The sequence below is a fragment of the Thiomicrorhabdus cannonii genome (genome assembly GCF_013391695.1).
Lineage (GTDB): Bacteria > Pseudomonadota > Gammaproteobacteria > Thiomicrospirales > Thiomicrospiraceae > Thiomicrorhabdus > Thiomicrorhabdus cannonii.
The window spans coordinates 214,123-231,774 of sequence record NZ_JACBGH010000003.1; the positions used below are offsets into that span (position 1 = coordinate 214,123).

At 47.4% G+C, this 17,652-nt stretch carries 15 protein-coding genes; all 15 read left to right on the forward strand.

Annotated elements, in window-relative coordinates; genetic code table 11:
• The first annotated feature begins 194 nt into the window (after positions 1-194).
• The 15 genes from rpoB (at position 195) to rplP (ending at position 17,651) form a co-directional block, all read left to right on the forward strand.
• On the forward strand, positions 195-4,253 hold the full coding sequence (gene rpoB, locus HZ297_RS05535; RefSeq protein WP_178861999.1) for a DNA-directed RNA polymerase subunit beta: 4,059 nt from the start codon (positions 195-197) through the stop codon (positions 4,251-4,253).
• Positions 4,253-8,500: a DNA-directed RNA polymerase subunit beta' gene (rpoC, locus tag HZ297_RS05540; RefSeq protein WP_178862000.1), complete on the forward strand. Its 4,248-nt coding sequence runs from the start codon at positions 4,253-4,255 to the stop codon at positions 8,498-8,500. Before rpoB ends, rpoC begins: the two co-directional genes overlap by 1 nt.
• A 133-nt stretch (positions 8,501-8,633) precedes the next feature.
• Positions 8,634-9,011 (forward strand): 30S ribosomal protein S12, encoded by a 378-nt coding sequence (gene rpsL, locus HZ297_RS05545; protein WP_178862001.1) that lies wholly within the window; start codon positions 8,634-8,636, stop codon positions 9,009-9,011.
• 58 nt (positions 9,012-9,069) lie between these two features.
• Positions 9,070-9,543: a 30S ribosomal protein S7 gene (gene rpsG / locus HZ297_RS05550; protein WP_178862002.1), complete on the forward strand. Its 474-nt coding sequence runs from the start codon at positions 9,070-9,072 to the stop codon at positions 9,541-9,543.
• A 62-nt stretch (positions 9,544-9,605) separates the two neighbouring features.
• Complete coding sequence (gene fusA / locus HZ297_RS05555) at positions 9,606-11,708, forward strand: elongation factor G (RefSeq protein ID WP_178862003.1); 2,103 nt, start codon at positions 9,606-9,608, stop codon at positions 11,706-11,708.
• A gap of 58 nt (positions 11,709-11,766) precedes the next feature.
• Entirely contained in the window at positions 11,767-12,957 is a 1,191-nt protein-coding gene (gene tuf / locus HZ297_RS05560) for an elongation factor Tu (protein WP_178861992.1), read from the forward strand.
• A gap of 160 nt (positions 12,958-13,117) precedes the next feature.
• Positions 13,118-13,429, forward strand: a complete 312-nt coding sequence (gene rpsJ, locus HZ297_RS05565; protein ID WP_028485243.1) for a 30S ribosomal protein S10 — start codon at positions 13,118-13,120, stop codon at positions 13,427-13,429.
• 61 nt (positions 13,430-13,490) lie between these two features.
• Positions 13,491-14,129 carry a 50S ribosomal protein L3 gene (gene rplC / locus HZ297_RS05570; protein ID WP_178862004.1) on the forward strand — a complete coding sequence of 213 codons (639 nt, stop codon included), beginning with the start codon at positions 13,491-13,493 and terminating at the stop codon, positions 14,127-14,129.
• 10 nt (positions 14,130-14,139) lie between these two features.
• Entirely contained in the window at positions 14,140-14,760 is a 621-nt protein-coding gene (gene rplD, locus HZ297_RS05575; RefSeq protein ID WP_178862005.1) for a 50S ribosomal protein L4, read from the forward strand.
• Positions 14,757-15,053 carry a 50S ribosomal protein L23 gene (rplW, locus tag HZ297_RS05580; protein ID WP_178862006.1) on the forward strand — a complete coding sequence of 99 codons (297 nt, stop codon included), beginning with the start codon at positions 14,757-14,759 and terminating at the stop codon, positions 15,051-15,053. The genes rplD and rplW overlap by 4 nt, the downstream gene beginning before the upstream one ends.
• An 11-nt stretch (positions 15,054-15,064) precedes the next feature.
• Complete coding sequence (gene rplB / locus HZ297_RS05585) at positions 15,065-15,892, forward strand: 50S ribosomal protein L2 (RefSeq protein WP_178862007.1); 828 nt, start codon at positions 15,065-15,067, stop codon at positions 15,890-15,892.
• A 15-nt stretch (positions 15,893-15,907) separates the two neighbouring features.
• Positions 15,908-16,186, forward strand: a complete 279-nt coding sequence (gene rpsS, locus HZ297_RS05590; protein WP_178862008.1) for a 30S ribosomal protein S19 — start codon at positions 15,908-15,910, stop codon at positions 16,184-16,186.
• Between the two features lie 12 nt (positions 16,187-16,198).
• On the forward strand, positions 16,199-16,531 hold the full coding sequence (rplV, locus tag HZ297_RS05595) for a 50S ribosomal protein L22 (protein ID WP_178862009.1): 333 nt from the start codon (positions 16,199-16,201) through the stop codon (positions 16,529-16,531).
• Between the two features lie 11 nt (positions 16,532-16,542).
• Positions 16,543-17,223, forward strand: coding sequence for a 30S ribosomal protein S3 (rpsC, locus tag HZ297_RS05600; RefSeq protein ID WP_178862010.1), 681 nt, complete (start codon positions 16,543-16,545; stop codon positions 17,221-17,223).
• 14 nt (positions 17,224-17,237) lie between these two features.
• A complete protein-coding gene (gene rplP, locus HZ297_RS05605; RefSeq protein WP_178862011.1) occupies positions 17,238-17,651 on the forward strand; it encodes a 50S ribosomal protein L16 in 414 nt (137 codons plus the stop codon).
• The last annotated feature ends 1 nt before the right edge of the window (position 17,652 follow it).

Sequence of the window (17,652 nt, forward strand, 5' to 3'; positions counted from 1 at the left end):
GCTTGATTACGCGCTGTCTTGACAGCAAAGCGATGGCTGGTGCTTTTATAGTGCCGGCCTTTTCGCGTTTTAACAGTGTGTAAAATTGTGTTAGTAAATTGTGGATAAGATGCACTGCGCTACTACAGTTTTATGCATTCCTAATGGCGAAGTGGCCATTTAATCTCCTGGCAATTTTAGCGTCGAGGTAAACGATGACTTATTCTTTGACTGAAAAGAAACGTGTCCGTAAAAATTTTGCGACCCGTTCTTCTATTCTTGAAGTACCCTATTTGCTGTCTCTGCAAAAAGGTTCTTTCCGTGATTTCCTGCAAATGGAAAAAAAACCATTAGAGCGTGACAATTTGGGTTTGCATGCCGCGTTCGCATCGGTTTTTCCTATCCGTGGTGTTGCAGGCACTGCTGACTTGGAATACGTCAGCTATCACATGGGACAGCCGGAATTTGATGTTAAGGAATGTAAACAGCGCGGTGTGACTTATGCAGCCCCGCTACGCGTCAAAATGCGCTTGGTTATCTATGATAAGGATGCACCGGTTGGCAAGCGTCCTGTTAAGGATGTCAAAGAGCAAGAAGTCTATTTGGGTGATATTCCGTTGATGACGGAAAACGGTACCTTTGTTATTAATGGTACCGAGCGTGTTATCGTCACGCAGCTGCACCGTTCTCCTGGTGTTATCTTTGATGATGACAAAGGTAAATCACACTCATCCGGTAAGCTGCTGTTCAATGCTCGCATCATTCCATACCGTGGTTCATGGTTGGATTTTGAATTCGATCACAATGATTGCCTGTTCACGCGTATCGACCGCCGTCGTAAGTTGCCGGTTTCCGTATTGCTGCGCGCCATGGGTTACAGCAATGAAGAAATTTTGAATGCCTTTTTTGAGCATAACGTCATCACTGTCAACAAAGGCAAGTTTGAACTGGCTTTGAATGTTGAGCAGTTGAAAGGCCAAACGGCAGCGTTTGATATCGTGCATGATGGCAAAGCCATTGTAGAAACAGGTAAGAAGATTACTGCTCGTACCGTTAAGCAGATCACCGATGCCGGTATTAAAACCGTTATGGTGCCAAATGAGTACTTGCTTGGAAAAGTCCTGGCTTCCGGCATCATGGACTCTTCAACCGGCGAACTGGTTGCACAGGCTAATGATGTGCTAACAATGGATTTGATCGAGAAAATCTCTCTGATCAACAAGCAGCAAATCAAGGTACTTTTCATTGATGAACTTGAGAATGGACCTTACATCTCCGATACGCTGAATCTGGATACTACAACTTCACAACTGGAAGCGCAGATTGAAATTTACCGCATGATGCGTCCAGGCGAACCACCAACGAAAGAGTCTTCTGAAGCGTTGTTCGAAAGCTTGTTCTTCGACGAAAGCCGCTATGACCTTTCTGCGGTAGGCCGCATGAAGTTGAACCGCCGCTTGGGCCGTAAAGAAAACCAAGGTTCAGGTGTTCTTGAGAAAGAAGATATCATCGAAGTTATCCGCGAGTTGATCAATATCCGTAACGGTTTGAGCATGGTGGATGATATTGATACGCTGGGCAACCGTCGTATCCGTGCTGTCGGTGAAATGGCTGAGAACGCTTTCCGCGTTGGTTTGGTGCGTGTGGAACGTGCGGTTAAAGAGCGTCTGAATCAGGCTGAGTCTGATGGTCTGATGCCTCAGGATTTGATTAATGCCAAGCCTGTTTCCGCTGCGATCAAAGAGTTTTTTGGCTCTTCGCAGTTGTCACAATTCATGGATCAAGTCAACCCGCTATCGGAAGTCACCCATAAGCGCCGTGTTTCTGCATTGGGGCCAGGCGGTCTGACGCGTGAGCGCGCGGGCTTCGAGGTGCGTGACGTTCACCCGACGCACTATGGTCGTGTATGTCCAATCGAAACGCCAGAGGGTCCAAACATCGGTTTGATCAACACGCTGGCGATTTATGCGAAGACCAATGAATATGGCTTCCTGGAAACCCCTTACCGTAAAGTGGTAGATGGGCAGGTGACTGATGAAGTGGAATATGTTTCTGCTATCGATGAAGCACAGTATGTGATCGCACAGGCTTCGGCTAAGTTGGACGCGGATAACCGCTTTGTAGAAAGCCTGGTTTCTGCACGTCATCAGAATGAATTTACCCTGTCTTCATCTAAAGACGTTGACTATATGGATGTGTCGCCACAACAGATCGTATCTGTTGCGGCATCACTGATTCCGTTCCTGGAGCACGATGATGCTAACCGTGCCCTGATGGGTTCTAACATGCAACGTCAGGCTGTTCCTACGCTGCGTGCTGAAAAGCCATTGGTGGGCACAGGGATCGAGCGTACTGTGGCGATCGATTCGGGTGTAACCGTGGTCGCCGAGCGTGGCGGTGAGGTTGTTTCTGCCGATGCGGCGCGTATTGTGGTGCGTGTGAATGCAGATGAGATCAAAACCGGTGAAACCGGTGTGGATATCTACAACCTGGTTAAGTATCAGCGTTCTAACCAGAATACCTGTATTAATCAGAAGCCTGTCGTCAAATCAGGTGATTTGGTGGCGCGCGGTGACGTATTGGCTGACGGTCCTTCAACCGATTTGGGTGAATTGGCTTTGGGTCAGAACATGCGTATCGCCTTCATGCCTTGGAATGGTTATAACTTCGAAGACTCGATTTTGATTTCCGAGCGCGTTGTTCAGGAAGATCGCTATACCACCATTCACATCGAAGAATTGACCTGTTTGGCGCGTGATACCAAATTGGGACCGGAAGAGATTACGGCGGATATTCCTAACGTAGGTGAAGCTGCGCTGGCTCGTTTGGACGAGTGCGGTATCGTTTACGTCGGTGCGGAAGTCAAGCAGGGCGATATCCTGGTCGGTAAGGTCACGCCTAAAGGCGAAACCCAGCTGACACCGGAAGAAAAACTGCTGCGCGCGATTTTCGGTGAAAAGGCTTCTGATGTTAAGGATACCTCTTTGCGCGTTGGTAAAGGTGTAGAGGGTACGGTAATTGATGTACAGGTCTTCACGCGTGAAGGCGTCCAAAAAGATGCCCGTGCTTTGGCGATTCAGGAAGAAGAACTGACTTCGATCCGTAAGGATATTGACGAGCAATACAAGATCCTGCGTGAAGATATGCTGGATCGTATCGCATCCATGCTGGATGGCAAAAAGCTGGTTGATGGGACCAAGATTACCGCTGAATTCCTGGCAGGCATTGCGCAGGATAAGTGGTTCTCTTTGAATGTTGATGATGCCGATGTGGTTCGTCAGCTGGAAATGATGGAAGCGCAATTGAAGCAGAAGCGTGCTGAGTTGAACGATGCTTACGAAGAGAAGCGCAAGAAACTCAGCCAGGGCGACGATTTGGCGCCGGGCGTTTCTAAAATGGTTAAGGTTTACGTTGCGATCAAGCGCCGTATCCAGCCTGGTGACAAGATGGCTGGTCGTCACGGTAACAAAGGTGTTATCTCGCGTATCTGCCCGGTTGAGGACATGCCGTACGATGAAACAGGCCGGCCTGTTGACATTTGTTTGAACCCGCTGGGTGTACCTTCGCGTATGAACGTCGGTCAGATCCTAGAGGTTCATTTGGGTCTGGCTGCCGAGGGGCTTGGTAAGAAAATTGATGCCATGCTGCAACAGCAGGCTGACATCAAAGAGATTCGTAGCTTCCTGGATAAGATTTACAACGACACTCAGGGTCAGGGCGTAGACTTCAAAGCGTTTACCGACAAAGAGATTGTTGAACTGGCGAACAACCTGAAGAAAGGGGTTCCTTTGGCTTCTCCGGTATTCGACGGGGCGTCAGAAGGCCAGATCAAGGCGTTGCTACGCTTGGCAGACATGCCGGAATCAGGCCAGATGAAGCTGTTTGACGGTTTGACCGGTCAGGAGTTCGATCGTCCTGTGACGGTGGGCTACATGTACTATCTGAAACTGAACCACTTGGTCGACGACAAGATGCACGCGCGTTCAACCGGTCCATACAGTCTGGTTACGCAGCAGCCGTTGGGCGGTAAAGCGCAGTTCGGTGGCCAGCGTTTCGGTGAGATGGAGGTGTGGGCACTGGAAGCATACGGTGCTGCCTTCACGCTGCAAGAAATGTTGACTGTTAAGTCGGACGACCTGAATGGCCGTACGCGCATGTATAAAAACATCGTGGATGGTAATGAATATATGGAGCCGGGCATGCCTGAGTCGTTCAGCGTATTGCGTAAAGAGATTCGCGCCCTAGGTATTGATATTGAGTTGGAGCAAGACTAATGAAAGATTTACTCGGTTTTCTGAAAAAACAAAACGTATCAAGTGACTTTGATGCGATCAAGGTATCGCTTGCTTCACCGGAGAAAATTCGTTCTTGGTCCTATGGCGAAGTTAAAAAGCCGGAAACCATTAACTACCGCACGTTCAAGCCTGAGCGTGACGGTTTGTTCTGTGCCAAGATCTTCGGACCTATTCGCGATTATGAGTGCTTGTGCGGTAAGTACAAGCGCTTGAAGCACCGCGGCGTAATCTGTGAGAAGTGTGGCGTAGAAGTCACGCAATCTAAAGTACGTCGCGAGCGCATGGGTCATATCGACCTGGCGACTTCGGTTGCCCATATCTGGTTCTTGAAGTCACTGCCATCCCGTATCGGTTTGATGTTGGACATGACGCTGAAAGAAATTGAAGCGGTATTGTATTTTGAAGCGTTTATGGTCGTTGATCCTGGTCTGACTCCACTTGAACCTTGGCAGTTGCTGTCTGAAGAAGAGTATTTGGACGCGCTGGACGAGTACGGCGACGAGTTTGAAGCGCAAATGGGTGCGGATGCCATCAAGAAGATGTTGCAGGCGATTGACCTGCAAACTGAGGCGGTTCGTTTGCGCGAAGAGTTGGAAAGTACCAATTCTGAAACCAAGCAGAAGAAAATCACCAAGCGTTTGAAACTGATTGAATCGTTTATCTCTTCCGGCAACCGTCCGGAATGGATGATTTTGGACGTGCTGCCTGTATTGCCGCCTGAGTTGCGTCCGCTGGTTCCGCTGGATGGTGGCCGTTTCGCGACATCTGATTTGAATGATCTGTACCGCCGCGTAATCAACCGTAACAACCGTTTGAAGCGTCTGTTGGATTTGATGGCTCCGGACATCATCGTGCGTAACGAAAAACGTATGTTGCAGGAGGCTGTGGATTCGTTATTGGATAACGGTCGTCGCGGTCGTGCCGTAACGGGTACCAACAAGCGTCAGCTGAAGTCACTGGCGGATATGATCAAAGGTAAACAAGGTCGTTTCCGTCAGAACCTGCTAGGTAAGCGTGTTGACTACTCCGGCCGTTCGGTTATCGTGGTTGGCCCGACACTGCGTTTGCATCAGTGCGGTCTGCCTAAGAAGATGGCGTTGGAACTGTTCAAGCCTTTCATTTTCAGCAAGCTGCAAAAGCGCGGGCTGTCGCCTACCATTAAAGCGGCTAAGAAAATGGTTGAGCAGGGACTGCCGGAAGTTTGGGACGTACTGGATGAGGTTATCCGTGAGCACCCAGTTCTGCTGAACCGTGCGCCAACACTTCACCGTCTGGGTATTCAAGCGTTTGAACCGGTACTGATTGAAGGTAAAGCGATCAACTTGCACCCATTGGTGTGTTCGGCATTTAACGCCGACTTCGACGGTGACCAGATGGCGGTTCACGTACCGCTGTCTTTGGAAGCTCAGTTGGAAGCGCGTACCTTGATGATGTCAACGAACAACCTGTTGTCACCTGCAAACGGTGATCCGATCATCGTTCCTTCGCAGGACGTTGTATTGGGATTGTATTACATCACCCGCGAGCGTATTAATGCCATGGGTGAAGGTAAGGCTTTCTCCAACTGGCAGGAAGTGGAACGTGCGTTGCAAGCGAAAGTGGTGCATCTGCATACTAAAATCAAGTTGAAAGTCGAAGAAACGGTCATTGATGAAAATGGTGTGGAATCGGTCAGTTCACGTATTGTTGACACCACTGCGGGTCGCGCGTTGCTATGCCGAATTCTGCCGAAAGGTTTGAGCTTTGATTTGTTGAACGTCAATATGACGAAAAAGAATATCAGCTCGGTGTTGAACACTTGCTACCGTGTGTTGGGGCCAAAAGAGACGGTTATTTTTGCCGACCAGCTGATGTATGCCGGTTTCAAATGGTCAACGCTGGCAGGCTTGTCCTTCTGTTCGGATGACATGTTGATTCCAGAAGCCAAAGCGGAAATCATTGCGCGTGCTGAAAATCAGGTGGCTGAAATCCAAGGACAGTTTGCACAAGGTCTGGTAACAGACGGCGAACGCTACAACAAAGTCGTCGATATTTGGTCACATACCAACGAGTTGGTGACTAAGTCGATGATGGAAGAGCTTCAGTATGAGAAGGTGGTGGATCGCGAAGGCAAGGAAGTTCAGCAAACCTCGTTTAACTCCGTCTACATGATGGCCGACTCGGGCGCTCGTGGTAGCGTCGCGCAGATGCGTCAGTTGGGTGGTATGCGTGGTCTGATGGCCAAGCCGGACGGATCGATCATCGAAACACCGATTACCGCTAACTTCCGTGAAGGTTTGAACGTACTACAGTACTTCATCTCGACGCACGGTGCGCGTAAAGGTTTGGCGGATACGGCATTGAAAACCGCAAACTCCGGTTATTTGACGCGTCGTTTGGTTGACGTTGCTCAGGATGTGGTGGTTACCGAGCCTGATTGCGGTACGGATACCGGTATTCTGATGACTGCCCATGTTGAGGGTGGCGATGTGGTTGAAACGTTGCGTGACCGTGTACTAGGTCGTATCAACAACAAGGATGTCATGGCTACCGATGGAAGCTTGCTGATTCCTAAGGGCACATTGTTGGACGAGAAGTGGGTTAACCTGATTGATGAAAACGGTGTTGATCACGTCTATGTACGTTCTCCGATGACGTGTGAAACACGCTTCGGTATCTGTCAGCAATGTTATGGTCGCGATTTGGCGCGTGGTCACCTGGTTAACATGGGTGAAGCGGTCGGTGTTATGGCTGCTCAATCCATCGGTGAGCCGGGAACTCAGTTGACCATGCGTACGTTCCACATCGGTGGTACGGCGTCCGGTTCATCTGCGCAGAGTCAGATCGAAGTTCGCCACACCGGTACGGCCAAGTGGTTCAACCTGAAAACGATTACTAACTCAGATAAGCAAATCGTGGTGACATCACGTTCTGGTGAGGTGTCGATTGCCGACGAGTCTGGACGTGAGAAAGAACGTTATAAGATCACTTACGGTGCTGTATTGTCAGTAGCAGATGGTGGTGCAGTAAAAGCTGGCGATATTCTGGCTCAATGGGATCCACATACGCACCCTGTTATTACGGAAGTGGGCGGTAACGTCCAATTCGGTAACTTTGAGGGGACGGTTGAGGAGATTGTTGATGAATTGACCGGTCTGACCACGCACGTGGTTAAAAACGCCAAAGAGCGTGCTGCTTCTGCCAAAGAGATCAGGCCTTATGTCATGCTTGTCGATGCTGCCGGTGAGTCGGTTTGCTTCCCAGGCACACAAACACCTGCTATCTACTATCTGCCAGAGAACAGTATTGTTGTCGTGCAGGGGAATACGACCGTAGGTGCGGGTGATGTTTTGGCACGTATCCCGCAAGCAAGCTCGAAAACTAAAGATATCACCGGTGGTCTGCCACGTGTTGCTGACTTGTTCGAAGCGCGTCAGCCGAAAGAGCCGGCCATTATGGCGGAGGTTTCGGGTGTAGTTGGTTTCGGTAAAGAAACCAAAGGCAAACAGCGCCTGATCATTACCCAGGACAGTGGTGAGCAATACGAAACGTTGATTCCGAAATGGCGTAGTGTTGCCGTATTCGAGGGTGAGCGAGTCGAGCGCGGTGATGTGATTGTTGAAGGGAATCCAAACCCTCACGATATCTTGCGTCTGTTGGGTATCGAAAAGCTGGCTGAATACATCGTTGATGAAGTTCAGGATGTTTACCGTCTGCAAGGCGTTAAGATCAACGACAAGCACATCGAAACGATTGTTCGTCAGATGCTGCGTAAAGTCGAGGTTAAGAGCCCAGGTGATACTGGCCTGATCAAAGGTGAGCAGACTGAGTACTCTCGCGTGATCGAGTTGAACGAGAAGGCGCGCGCTGAAGGCAAGGTTGAAGCCAGCTATGAGCGTGTGTTGTTGGGTATCACCAAAGCGTCTTTGGCGACAGAGTCATTTATCTCGGCAGCGTCCTTCCAAGAGACGACTCGAGTGTTGACAGAAGCCGCAGTGAGCGGTAAGCGCGACAAGTTGATCGGTTTGAAAGAGAACGTCATTGTGGGTCGTTTGATTCCTGCCGGTACTGGTTTTGCTTATCATAAGGCTCGCAAGGCTGCGACTGAGGCAAGCATGAATGAGTTGAAAGCGTTTATGCGTGTTGATGAAGCCGAAGAAGACCTGAGTGAAATCAATGAACTGATGGATAGCGAAATGATTCTTGAAGAGGGTGCTCTGCAAGAAGATATGCAAGAAGAGATCTAAATCAAATAATAAATTCAAGCATTTATGCTTGACTTATTAGATTAAGAAATCTAAAATTCCAGACCTTATCTGCGGCCTAATCGGCCGCAGATTTGTTTTTATGTAAGAGTTAATCTCAAATTGGAGAAAATCAATGGCGACTATTAACCAGTTGGTGCGTAAGCCGCGTAAAGATAAGCGTAAGATATCTAACGTTGCTGCGTTGCAGGCTTGTCCTCAACGTCGTGGTGTTTGTACGCGTGTTTATACAACAACCCCTAAGAAGCCAAACTCTGCTCTGCGTAAAGTTGCGCGTGTACGTTTAACGAACGGTTATGAGGTTTCAACCTATATCGGTGGTGAAGGCCATAACCTGCAAGAACACTCGGTTATCCTTATCCGTGGTGGTCGTGTAAAAGACTTGCCTGGTGTACGTTACCACACAGTGCGCGGTGCTCTAGACTGCGCAGGTGTTGCGAATCGTAAACAAGGTCGTTCTAAGTACGGTGCGAAGCGTCCTAAGGCTAAGTAATAAAGTCTTAACATACGCTTGGCAGTTTTAGTGTTAATTTATACCGGAAGAGTTCAGAATGGCTAGAAGAAGAGAAATACCAAAGCGTCAGGTTTTGCCTGATCCTAAGTTTGGTGATGTTACGTTGACTAAATTTGTCAACATGTTGATGGTAAGCGGTAAAAAAGCCGTTGCCGAAAAAATTGTTTATGGTGCTTTGGATGTAGTTGTTGAGCGTAAAAAAGGTGGCGACCCAGTTGCTATCCTAAGAGATGCGCTTGATAACGTTGGACCAATGGTTGAAGTTAAGTCACGCCGTGTAGGTGGTGCCACTTACCAAGTACCTGTTGAAGTAAGACCAGAGCGTAAAATGGCTTTGGCTATGCGTTGGTTGGTTGATGCCGCCAGAAAGCGTAGCGAAAAAGGCATGATGCTAAGATTGGCCGGTGAGTTGTCAGACGCACTGGAGAATCGCGGTTCTGCAATCAAGAAAAAAGAAGATACCCATCGAATGGCCGAAGCCAACAAGGCTTTCTCGCACTTCCGTTGGTAATCAGATTTGGGGCCCGGTTACGGGCCTTTATTGTTTTGGCATTTAATTAAAGGTTAATTAAAGTGGCACGTACAACTCCTATTGAGCGTTACCGTAATATCGGTATTTCTGCTCACATCGATGCTGGTAAAACCACGACCACTGAGCGTGTTTTGTTCTATACAGGTGTTTCTCACAAGATTGGTGAGGTGCATGATGGTGGTGCAACCATGGACTGGATGGCGCAGGAACAAGAGCGCGGTATCACAATCACATCAGCAGCAACTACCTGTTTCTGGAGCGGGATGGACCGTTCATTTGCTCAACACCGTATCAACATTATCGATACCCCAGGCCACGTTGACTTCACTATCGAAGTAGAGCGTTCAATGCGTGTATTGGACGGTGCTTGTATGGTTTATTGTGCAGTTGGTGGGGTTCAGCCTCAGTCAGAAACTGTATGGCGTCAGGCTAACAAATATGAAGTACCTCGTATTGCATTCGTAAACAAGATGGACCGTTCAGGTGCAAACTTCTATAACGTAGAAGAGCAAATGCGTTCACGTCTTGGTGCAAACCCTGTACCAATTCAAATCCCGATCGGGGCTGAAGACACCTTTACCGGCGTGGTTGATTTGTTGAAAATGAAAGCAATCAACTGGAACGAAGCTGATCAGGGTATGACGTTCACTTATGAAGATATCCCGGCAGATTTGGTTGCTAAGGCTGAAGAGTACCGCACTAACATGATCGAAGCGGCGGCGGAGTCATCAGAAGAGTTGATGGATAAGTATTTGGGTGGCGATGAGCTGTCTGAAGCGGAAATCAAAGCGGCTCTGCGCGCGCGTACGATCGCCGGCGAAATCGTTCCGATGATGTGTGGTTCTGCCTTTAAAAACAAAGGTGTGCAGGCTATGTTGGATGCGGTAGTTGACTACCTGCCTTCTCCTGTAGAAATTCCTGATACTCCGTGTGAATTGGAAGACGGTACCCCTTCAGCAGTACCTCCAAGTGATGATGCACCATTCTCTGCATTGGCGTTCAAGCTGATGACTGACCCTTACGTTGGTTCTTTGACGTTCTTCCGTGTTTACTCAGGTGTTATTAACTCTGGTAGCGGTGTATTGAACTCTGTTAAAGGTAAGCGTGAGCGTATCGGCCGTATCGTACAGATGCACGCTAACAACCGTGAAGAATTGACTGAAGTTCGCGCCGGCGATATCGCTGCAGCGATCGGTTTGAAAGATACTACAACGGGCGACACGCTGTGTGATCCTAACAATGTAGTTATTCTTGAGCGTATGGAATTCCCTGAGCCGGTAATCTCTATCGCGGTTGAGCCTAAGACTAAGAGCGACCAAGAGAAGATGGGTATCGCTCTGCAGAAATTGGCTGCAGAAGATCCATCATTCCGTGTTAATACGGATGAAGAAACCGGTCAGACAATTATGTCTGGTATGGGTGAGCTTCACTTGGAAATCCTGGTTGACCGTATGAAGCGTGAGTTTAACGTTGAAGCTAACGTCGGTGCGCCTCAGGTTTCTTACCGTGAAACGATCAAGTCTGCGGTTGAAGCCGAAGGTAAGTTTGTTCGTCAGTCTGGTGGTCGTGGTCAATACGGTCACGTTGTACTGAAGATCGAACCTTCAGAGCCTGGTGCAGGTTATGAATTCGTTAACGCGATCGTTGGTGGTGTGGTTCCTCGTGAGTACATTCCAGCGGTTGAGAAGGGTGCTAAAGAACAGTTGGAAAACGGTGTTATCGCCGGTTACCCAATGGTTGACGTTAAGGTTACCCTGACTGACGGTTCATACCATGATGTTGACTCGAACGAAATGGCGTTCCGTGTTGCAGCCTCTATGGGTATCAAGAACGGTGTAGTAAAAGCTAGCCCAGTTGTTCTTGAGCCAATCATGAGTGTTGAAGTTACTACACCTGAAGACTACATGGGTGACGTAATGGGTGACTTGAACCGTCGTCGTGGTTTGGTACAGAGCATGGATGACATCCAAGGTGCTAAGTTGTTGAAAGCATTGGTGCCTTTATCCGAGATGTTTGGTTATGCGACACAGTTGCGTTCATTGACTCAAGGTCGTGCAAGCTATAGTATGACATTTGAAAAATACGCGGATGCGCCTAACAACATCCAAGAAGAAATTATCGCCAAGGCGAAAAAAGGTTCTTAATTTTGACAAATAAAGCTTTCACTTCGGTGAAGGCTTTTTTAATAAAGGTGTTTAAACAATGGCAAAAGCTAAGTTTGAAAGAACGAAACCGCACGTAAACGTTGGAACTATCGGTCACGTTGACCATGGCAAAACAACTCTGACTGCGGCATTGACAATTGTACAAGGTAAGAAATTTGGTGGTGAAGTTAAAGCTTACGACCAGATCGACAACGCCCCAGAAGAGCGTGAGCGTGGTATCACTATCTCTACAGCACACGTAGAGTACGAATCAGAAACACGTCACTACGCACACGTAGACTGCCCAGGCCACGCTGACTATGTTAAAAACATGATCACGGGTGCGGCACAGATGGACGGCGCGATCCTAGTATGTTCAGCTGCTGATGGCCCAATGCCTCAGACGCGTGAGCACATCCTGCTATCACGTCAGGTAGGTGTACCATACATCGTAGTATTCCTGAACAAAGCCGACATGGTTGACGACGAAGAGTTGATGGAACTGGTAGAAATGGAAGTTCGCGAACTTCTATCTGACTACGACTTCCCAGGTGATGACACGCCAGTTATCAAAGGTTCTGCACTGAAAGCGATCGAAGGCGACCAGTCTGAAATCGGTGAACCAGCTATCGGTCGTTTGATCGAAGCGTTGGACACTTACATCCCAACACCAATGCGTGAAACTGACAAGCCATTCCTGATGCCAGTAGAAGACGTATTCTCGATCCAAGGTCGTGGTACGGTTGTAACGGGTCGTATCGAAACAGGTGTAATCAAAGTTGGTGAAACTGTACAGATCATCGGTATCCGTGATACACAAGAAACAACAGTTACTGGTGTAGAAATGTTCCGTAAGCTGTTGGATCAAGGTGAAGCGGGCGACAACGTAGGTGTTCTGCTACGTGGTACTAAGCGTGAAGACGTTGAACGTGGTCAAGTATTGGCTCACAAAGGTACTGTTAAGCCTCACACTAAATTCGAAGCTGAAGTATACGTATTGTCAAAAGATGAAGGTGGTCGTCACACGCCATTCTTCAACGGTTACCGTCCACAGTTCTACTTCCGTACTACTGACGTAACGGGTGCTTGCCAGTTGCCAGAAGGTATCGAGATGGTAATGCCAGGTGACAACGTACAGATGACTGTAGAGTTGATCAACCCAATCGCCATGTCAGAAGGTCTACGTTTCGCGATCCGCGAAGGTGGACGTACTGTTGGTGCGGGTGTTGTTGCGAAAATCATCGAGTAATGCATAGGCCGGATACCCGGCCTGTTCAAAACTAAGTGATTAATAAAAAAGACAAAGTTGTTGTAAAATAATTTTGTATTGTTTATAATCCGCAACCTTAAATAGCAGTGATTTGAAAAAATCGCTGCTTTTCTTTTTTCTACAAGAAGAGAAATCATACATGGCGACTCAAAATATTCGTATTCGCTTGAAGGCGTTTGATCATCGTTTGATCGATCAGTCTGCACGCGAAATTACTGAGACAGCAAAGAGAACAGGCGCGCAAGTGCGTGGTCCAATCCCAATGCCTACTCGTAAAGAGCGTTTTACTGTACTGATCTCCCCGCACGTCAATAAAGATGCGCGTGATCAGTATGAATTGCGTACGCACAAGCGTCTGCTAGATATCGTTGATCCAACTGATAAAACAGTTGATGCATTGATGAAGCTAGATTTGGCTGCTGGTGTAGACGTTCAATTGGAATTACGTTAAGCGTAAAGTGTGGTTGGTCATCAATCGTAATGACTGACAAGTATAATAATGAGGTATTGATATGAGTATTGGTCTCATTGGTAAAAAGATCGGTATGACTCGCGTTTTCAATGAAGACGGTGTTTCAACACCTGTAACTGTGGTTGAGGTTGCTCCTAACCGTGTAACACAGTTAAAAACTCTTGAAAATGACGGTTATGTTGCGATTCAAGTAACAACCGGTTCAGTTCATGCCGGTCGTATCAGCAAGCCTGACGCAGGTCACTTTGCGAAAGCAGGTGTTGAAGCTGGTCGTGGTTTGTGGGAATTCCGTGTTGATTCTGCAGACGAGTTGGAAGGTCTAGAAGTTGGTTCTGAACTGACTGTTGAACGTTTCAATGAAATCGCTGTAGTAGATGTGACTGGAACGACTAAAGGTAAAGGTTTCCAAGGTGGTGTTAAGCGTCATAACTTCCGTACGCAAGACATGACTCACGGTAACTCTCTGTCTCACCGTGCGAACGGTTCTATCGGTCAGAACCAAACTCCAGGTCGCGTTTTCAAAGGTAAGAAAATGTCTGGCCATATGGGTAACGTTCGTCAAACTACACAGAACTTGGATTTGGTGAAAGTGGATGCTGAAAACGGTCTATTGTTGATCCGTGGTGCAGTTCCGGGTGCTAAAAACAGTACTGTCATCATTCGTAAAGCTGTTAAGTAAGGTGGACATGATGGAATTGAAATTAATTGAATTAGCCACTGGTAAAGAAAACGGAACTGTTGCAGTTTCTGATGCTCTTTTCGGTGTGGATTTTAATGAATCTTTGGTTCACCAGGTAGTTACAGCGTATATGAATGCTGGTCGTTCTGGTACCAAAGGTCAAAAGAACCGTGCTGCAGTAAGCGGCGGCGGTGCTAAGCCATGGCGTCAAAAAGGGACTGGCCGTGCGCGTGCCGGTACAACTCGCAGCCCGGTATGGGTTGGCGGTGGTCGTGCTTTCCCTGGTCATAACCGTGACTTCAGCCAAAAAGTTAACCGCAAAATGTACCGCGGTGCAATGCGTTCTATTATCGCTGAGTTGAATCGTTCTGGTCGTTTGATCGTAGTTGACGATTTCAAGGTAGACGCACCTAAGACTAAAGAGTTCAACGCTAAGATGGCTACTTTGAACATCAAAGACGCGTTGATTATCACGGAATCATTTGACGAATACTTGTATTTGTCTTGCCGTAACTTGTACAGCGCAGATGTATGCGATGTTGCAAGTATTGATCCGGTAAGCCTGGTTGGTTTCGAAAATGTTGTGATGACTCAAGGTGCTGTTAAGCGACTAGAGGAGCAATTAGCATGAATCAAGAAAGAATTTTAAAAGTATTGCTTGCACCACACGTTTCTGAAAAATCAGCGATTCTTGCGGATACTGTTGGTCAGTATGTGTTTAAGGTTGTTCCTTCTGCAACAAAGACAGAAGTGAAACAAGCGGTTGAAAGTTTGTTTGATGTTAAGGTTCAGTCAGTGAACATGATCAACATCAAAGGTAAGAACAAAGTTTTCAAAGGCCGTAAAGGTAAGCGTAATGGCGTGCGTAAAGCAATCGTACGTTTGGCTGCTGGTCAAGAAATTGATTTTGTAAGCGCTGAGTAAGGAGTCTAAAGATGGCAATTATTAAAAAGGCTAAGCCTACTTCTCCAGGACGCCGTTTCGTTGTCAGCATCGTTGAGCCAAGCTTGCACAAAGGTAAGCCTCACGCAGCCTTGCTAGAAAAGAAATCAAAAAACGGTGGCCGTAACAACAAAGGTCGCATTACTGTTCGTCATCAAGGTGGCGGTCACAAGCAACACTACCGTTTGATCGATTTCAAACGCAATAAAGTAGGCATTCCAGCTACTGTTGAACGTTTGGAGTATGACCCTAACCGTACTGCACACATTGCCTTGCTGAAATATGCTGACGGCGAGCGTGCTTACATCATTGCGCCTAAAAAATTGGTAGCGGGTGATGTCGTTGAGTCTGGTGATCATGTGTCGATCAAAGTAGGTAACTGTTTGCCGCTGCGTAACATTCCTGTAGGTACGGTTGTTCACGCTGTAGAAATGCGTCCAGGTAAAGGTGCACAAATTGCACGTTCTGCTGGTGCTTCAGTTCAAATCGCTGGTCGTGACGGTGCTTATGTACTGGTCAAGCTGCGTTCAGGCGAAATGCGTAAGATTTTGGCTGAGTGTAAAGCGACAATCGGCGAAGTAGGTAACTCAGAGCACAGCTTGCGTAAGATCGGTAAAGCGGGTGCAATGCGTTGGCGCGGTGTTCGTCCTACAGTTCGTGGTGTTGCTATGAACCCTGTTGATCACCCACACGGTGGTGGTGAAGGTCGTACTTCTGGTGGTCGTCATCCTGTGACGCCATGGGGTGTTCCGACTAAAGGTAAGAAGACTCGTAGTAATAAGCGTACTGATGGAATGATCGTACGTCGTCGTAACAAATAATAAGGAAGGACACTGATGCCACGTTCAGTTAAAAAAGGACCTTTTGTAGATCACCACTTGTACAAAAAAGTGGTTGAGGCGCAAGAATCTGGTAATAAACGTCCAATTAAAACATGGTCACGTCGCTCTATGATTTTACCTGAGATGATCGGTCTAACAATCGCCGTTCACAATGGTAAAGAGCATATTCCGGTTTTCGTATCCGAGAACATGGTTGGCCATAAATTGGGTGAATTTTCAATGACTCGTACTTACCGCGGCCATGCTGCGGATAAGAAAGCCAAGAAGCGTTAATAGGAGACTGTCATGCAAGTAAGTGCAACACATAAATTTGCTCGTATCTCTCCTCAAAAAGCTCGCTTGGTAGCAGATATGATTCGCGGTAAAGATGTAGAGACTGCTGTTAACATCCTTGCTTTCAGTGATAAAAAAGCAGCTGAATTGATGAAAGCCGTTTTGAACTCAGCGATTGCTAACGCTGAGCACAACGAAGGGGCTGACATCGATGAGCTAAAAGTGACTGCGGCTTTTGTAAACGAAGGTCCAATCATGAAGCGCATGAGAGCACGTGCAAAAGGTCGCGGTAACCGCATCTTCAAACGCACAAGCCACATCACTGTGACTGTTGGCAACAAATAAGGAGAATCAGAATGGGTCAAAAAGTACATCCTATTGGTATCCGTCTAGGGATCACCAAAGACTGGAATTCTCGTTGGTATGCTGACAGCAAAAACTACGCTGATTTCTTGGTTAGCGACGTTGAAATCCGCAATGAACTAAATGAAAAATTGAAGCACGCTTCAATCAGTAAGTTGAACATCGAGCGCGTTGCCAACGGTATTCGCGTGACTGTTCACACTGCACGTCCAGGTGTCGTGATTGGTAAAAAAGGCGAAGATATCGAGAAGTTGAAACAGTCTCTGTCTGCAAAGACTGGTATGCCTGTAAACATCAACATCGAAGAGATCAAAAAGCCTGAGTTGGATGCGAAGTTGGTTGCTGAGAGCATTGCTCAACAGCTTGAAAAGCGTATCCAATTCCGTCGTGCTATGAAACGTGCTGTTGGTAATGCAATGCGTTTGGGCGCTGAAGGTATCAAAGTAACTGTATCAGGACGTTTGAACGGTGCTGATATCGCACGTGCCGAATGGTACCGTGAAGGTCGTGTACCTTTACATACATTCCGTGCTGATATCGATTACGCGACATTCGAAGCGGATACAACTTACGGTAAGATCGGTGTTAAGGTTTGGATCTTTAAAGGTGAAAAACTGGGTAAATTGGCACTGAACGACGATAACCAATCTAAGGGCAAAAAAGGCCGTAAATAAAAGGATAACTTACTATGTTAATGCCTAAACGTACAAAATTTAGAAAAGTACACAAAGGTCGTAACCGTGGTCTGGCGCAAGTCGGTAACAAAGTTAGCTTTGGTGATTTCGGTCTTAAAGCCCTTGAGCGTGGCCGTATGACTTCACGTCAAATCGAAGCTGGTCGTCGTGTTATGACTCGTCACGTTAAACGTGGCGCTAAAATCTGGATCCGTGTGTTCCCTGACAAGCCAATCACTACTAAACCTCTAGAGGTTCGTATGGGTAAAGGTAAGGGTAGTGTTGATTACTGGGTTGCCCAAATTCAACCAGGCCGTATCCTTTATGAAATCCAGGGTGTAGATGAGAAGTTAGCTTCTGAAGCGTTTGCTTTGGCTGCTGCTAAACTACCATTTAAAACCCAAGTTGTAACCAGAACGGTGATGTAAA

What these genes read in the sequence shown, in the direction of transcription:
- rpoB (WP_178861999.1), top strand. Translation starts at nt 195, where the DNA reads ATGACTTATTCTTTGACTGAAAAGAAACGTGTCCGTAAAAATTTTGCG.
- rpoC (WP_178862000.1), top strand. Translation starts at nt 4,253, where the DNA reads ATGAAAGATTTACTCGGTTTTCTGAAAAAACAAAACGTATCAAGTGAC.
- rpsL (WP_178862001.1), top strand. Translation starts at nt 8,634, where the DNA reads ATGGCGACTATTAACCAGTTGGTGCGTAAGCCGCGTAAAGATAAGCGT.
- rpsG (WP_178862002.1), top strand. Translation starts at nt 9,070, where the DNA reads ATGGCTAGAAGAAGAGAAATACCAAAGCGTCAGGTTTTGCCTGATCCT.
- tuf (WP_178861992.1), top strand. Translation starts at nt 11,767, where the DNA reads ATGGCAAAAGCTAAGTTTGAAAGAACGAAACCGCACGTAAACGTTGGA.
- rpsJ (WP_028485243.1), top strand. Translation starts at nt 13,118, where the DNA reads ATGGCGACTCAAAATATTCGTATTCGCTTGAAGGCGTTTGATCATCGT.
- rplC (WP_178862004.1), top strand. Translation starts at nt 13,491, where the DNA reads ATGAGTATTGGTCTCATTGGTAAAAAGATCGGTATGACTCGCGTTTTC.
- rplD (WP_178862005.1), top strand. Translation starts at nt 14,140, where the DNA reads ATGGAATTGAAATTAATTGAATTAGCCACTGGTAAAGAAAACGGAACT.
- rplW (WP_178862006.1), top strand. Translation starts at nt 14,757, where the DNA reads ATGAATCAAGAAAGAATTTTAAAAGTATTGCTTGCACCACACGTTTCT.
- rplB (WP_178862007.1), top strand. Translation starts at nt 15,065, where the DNA reads ATGGCAATTATTAAAAAGGCTAAGCCTACTTCTCCAGGACGCCGTTTC.
- rpsS (WP_178862008.1), top strand. Translation starts at nt 15,908, where the DNA reads ATGCCACGTTCAGTTAAAAAAGGACCTTTTGTAGATCACCACTTGTAC.
- rplV (WP_178862009.1), top strand. Translation starts at nt 16,199, where the DNA reads ATGCAAGTAAGTGCAACACATAAATTTGCTCGTATCTCTCCTCAAAAA.
- rpsC (WP_178862010.1), top strand. Translation starts at nt 16,543, where the DNA reads ATGGGTCAAAAAGTACATCCTATTGGTATCCGTCTAGGGATCACCAAA.
- rplP (WP_178862011.1), top strand. Translation starts at nt 17,238, where the DNA reads ATGTTAATGCCTAAACGTACAAAATTTAGAAAAGTACACAAAGGTCGT.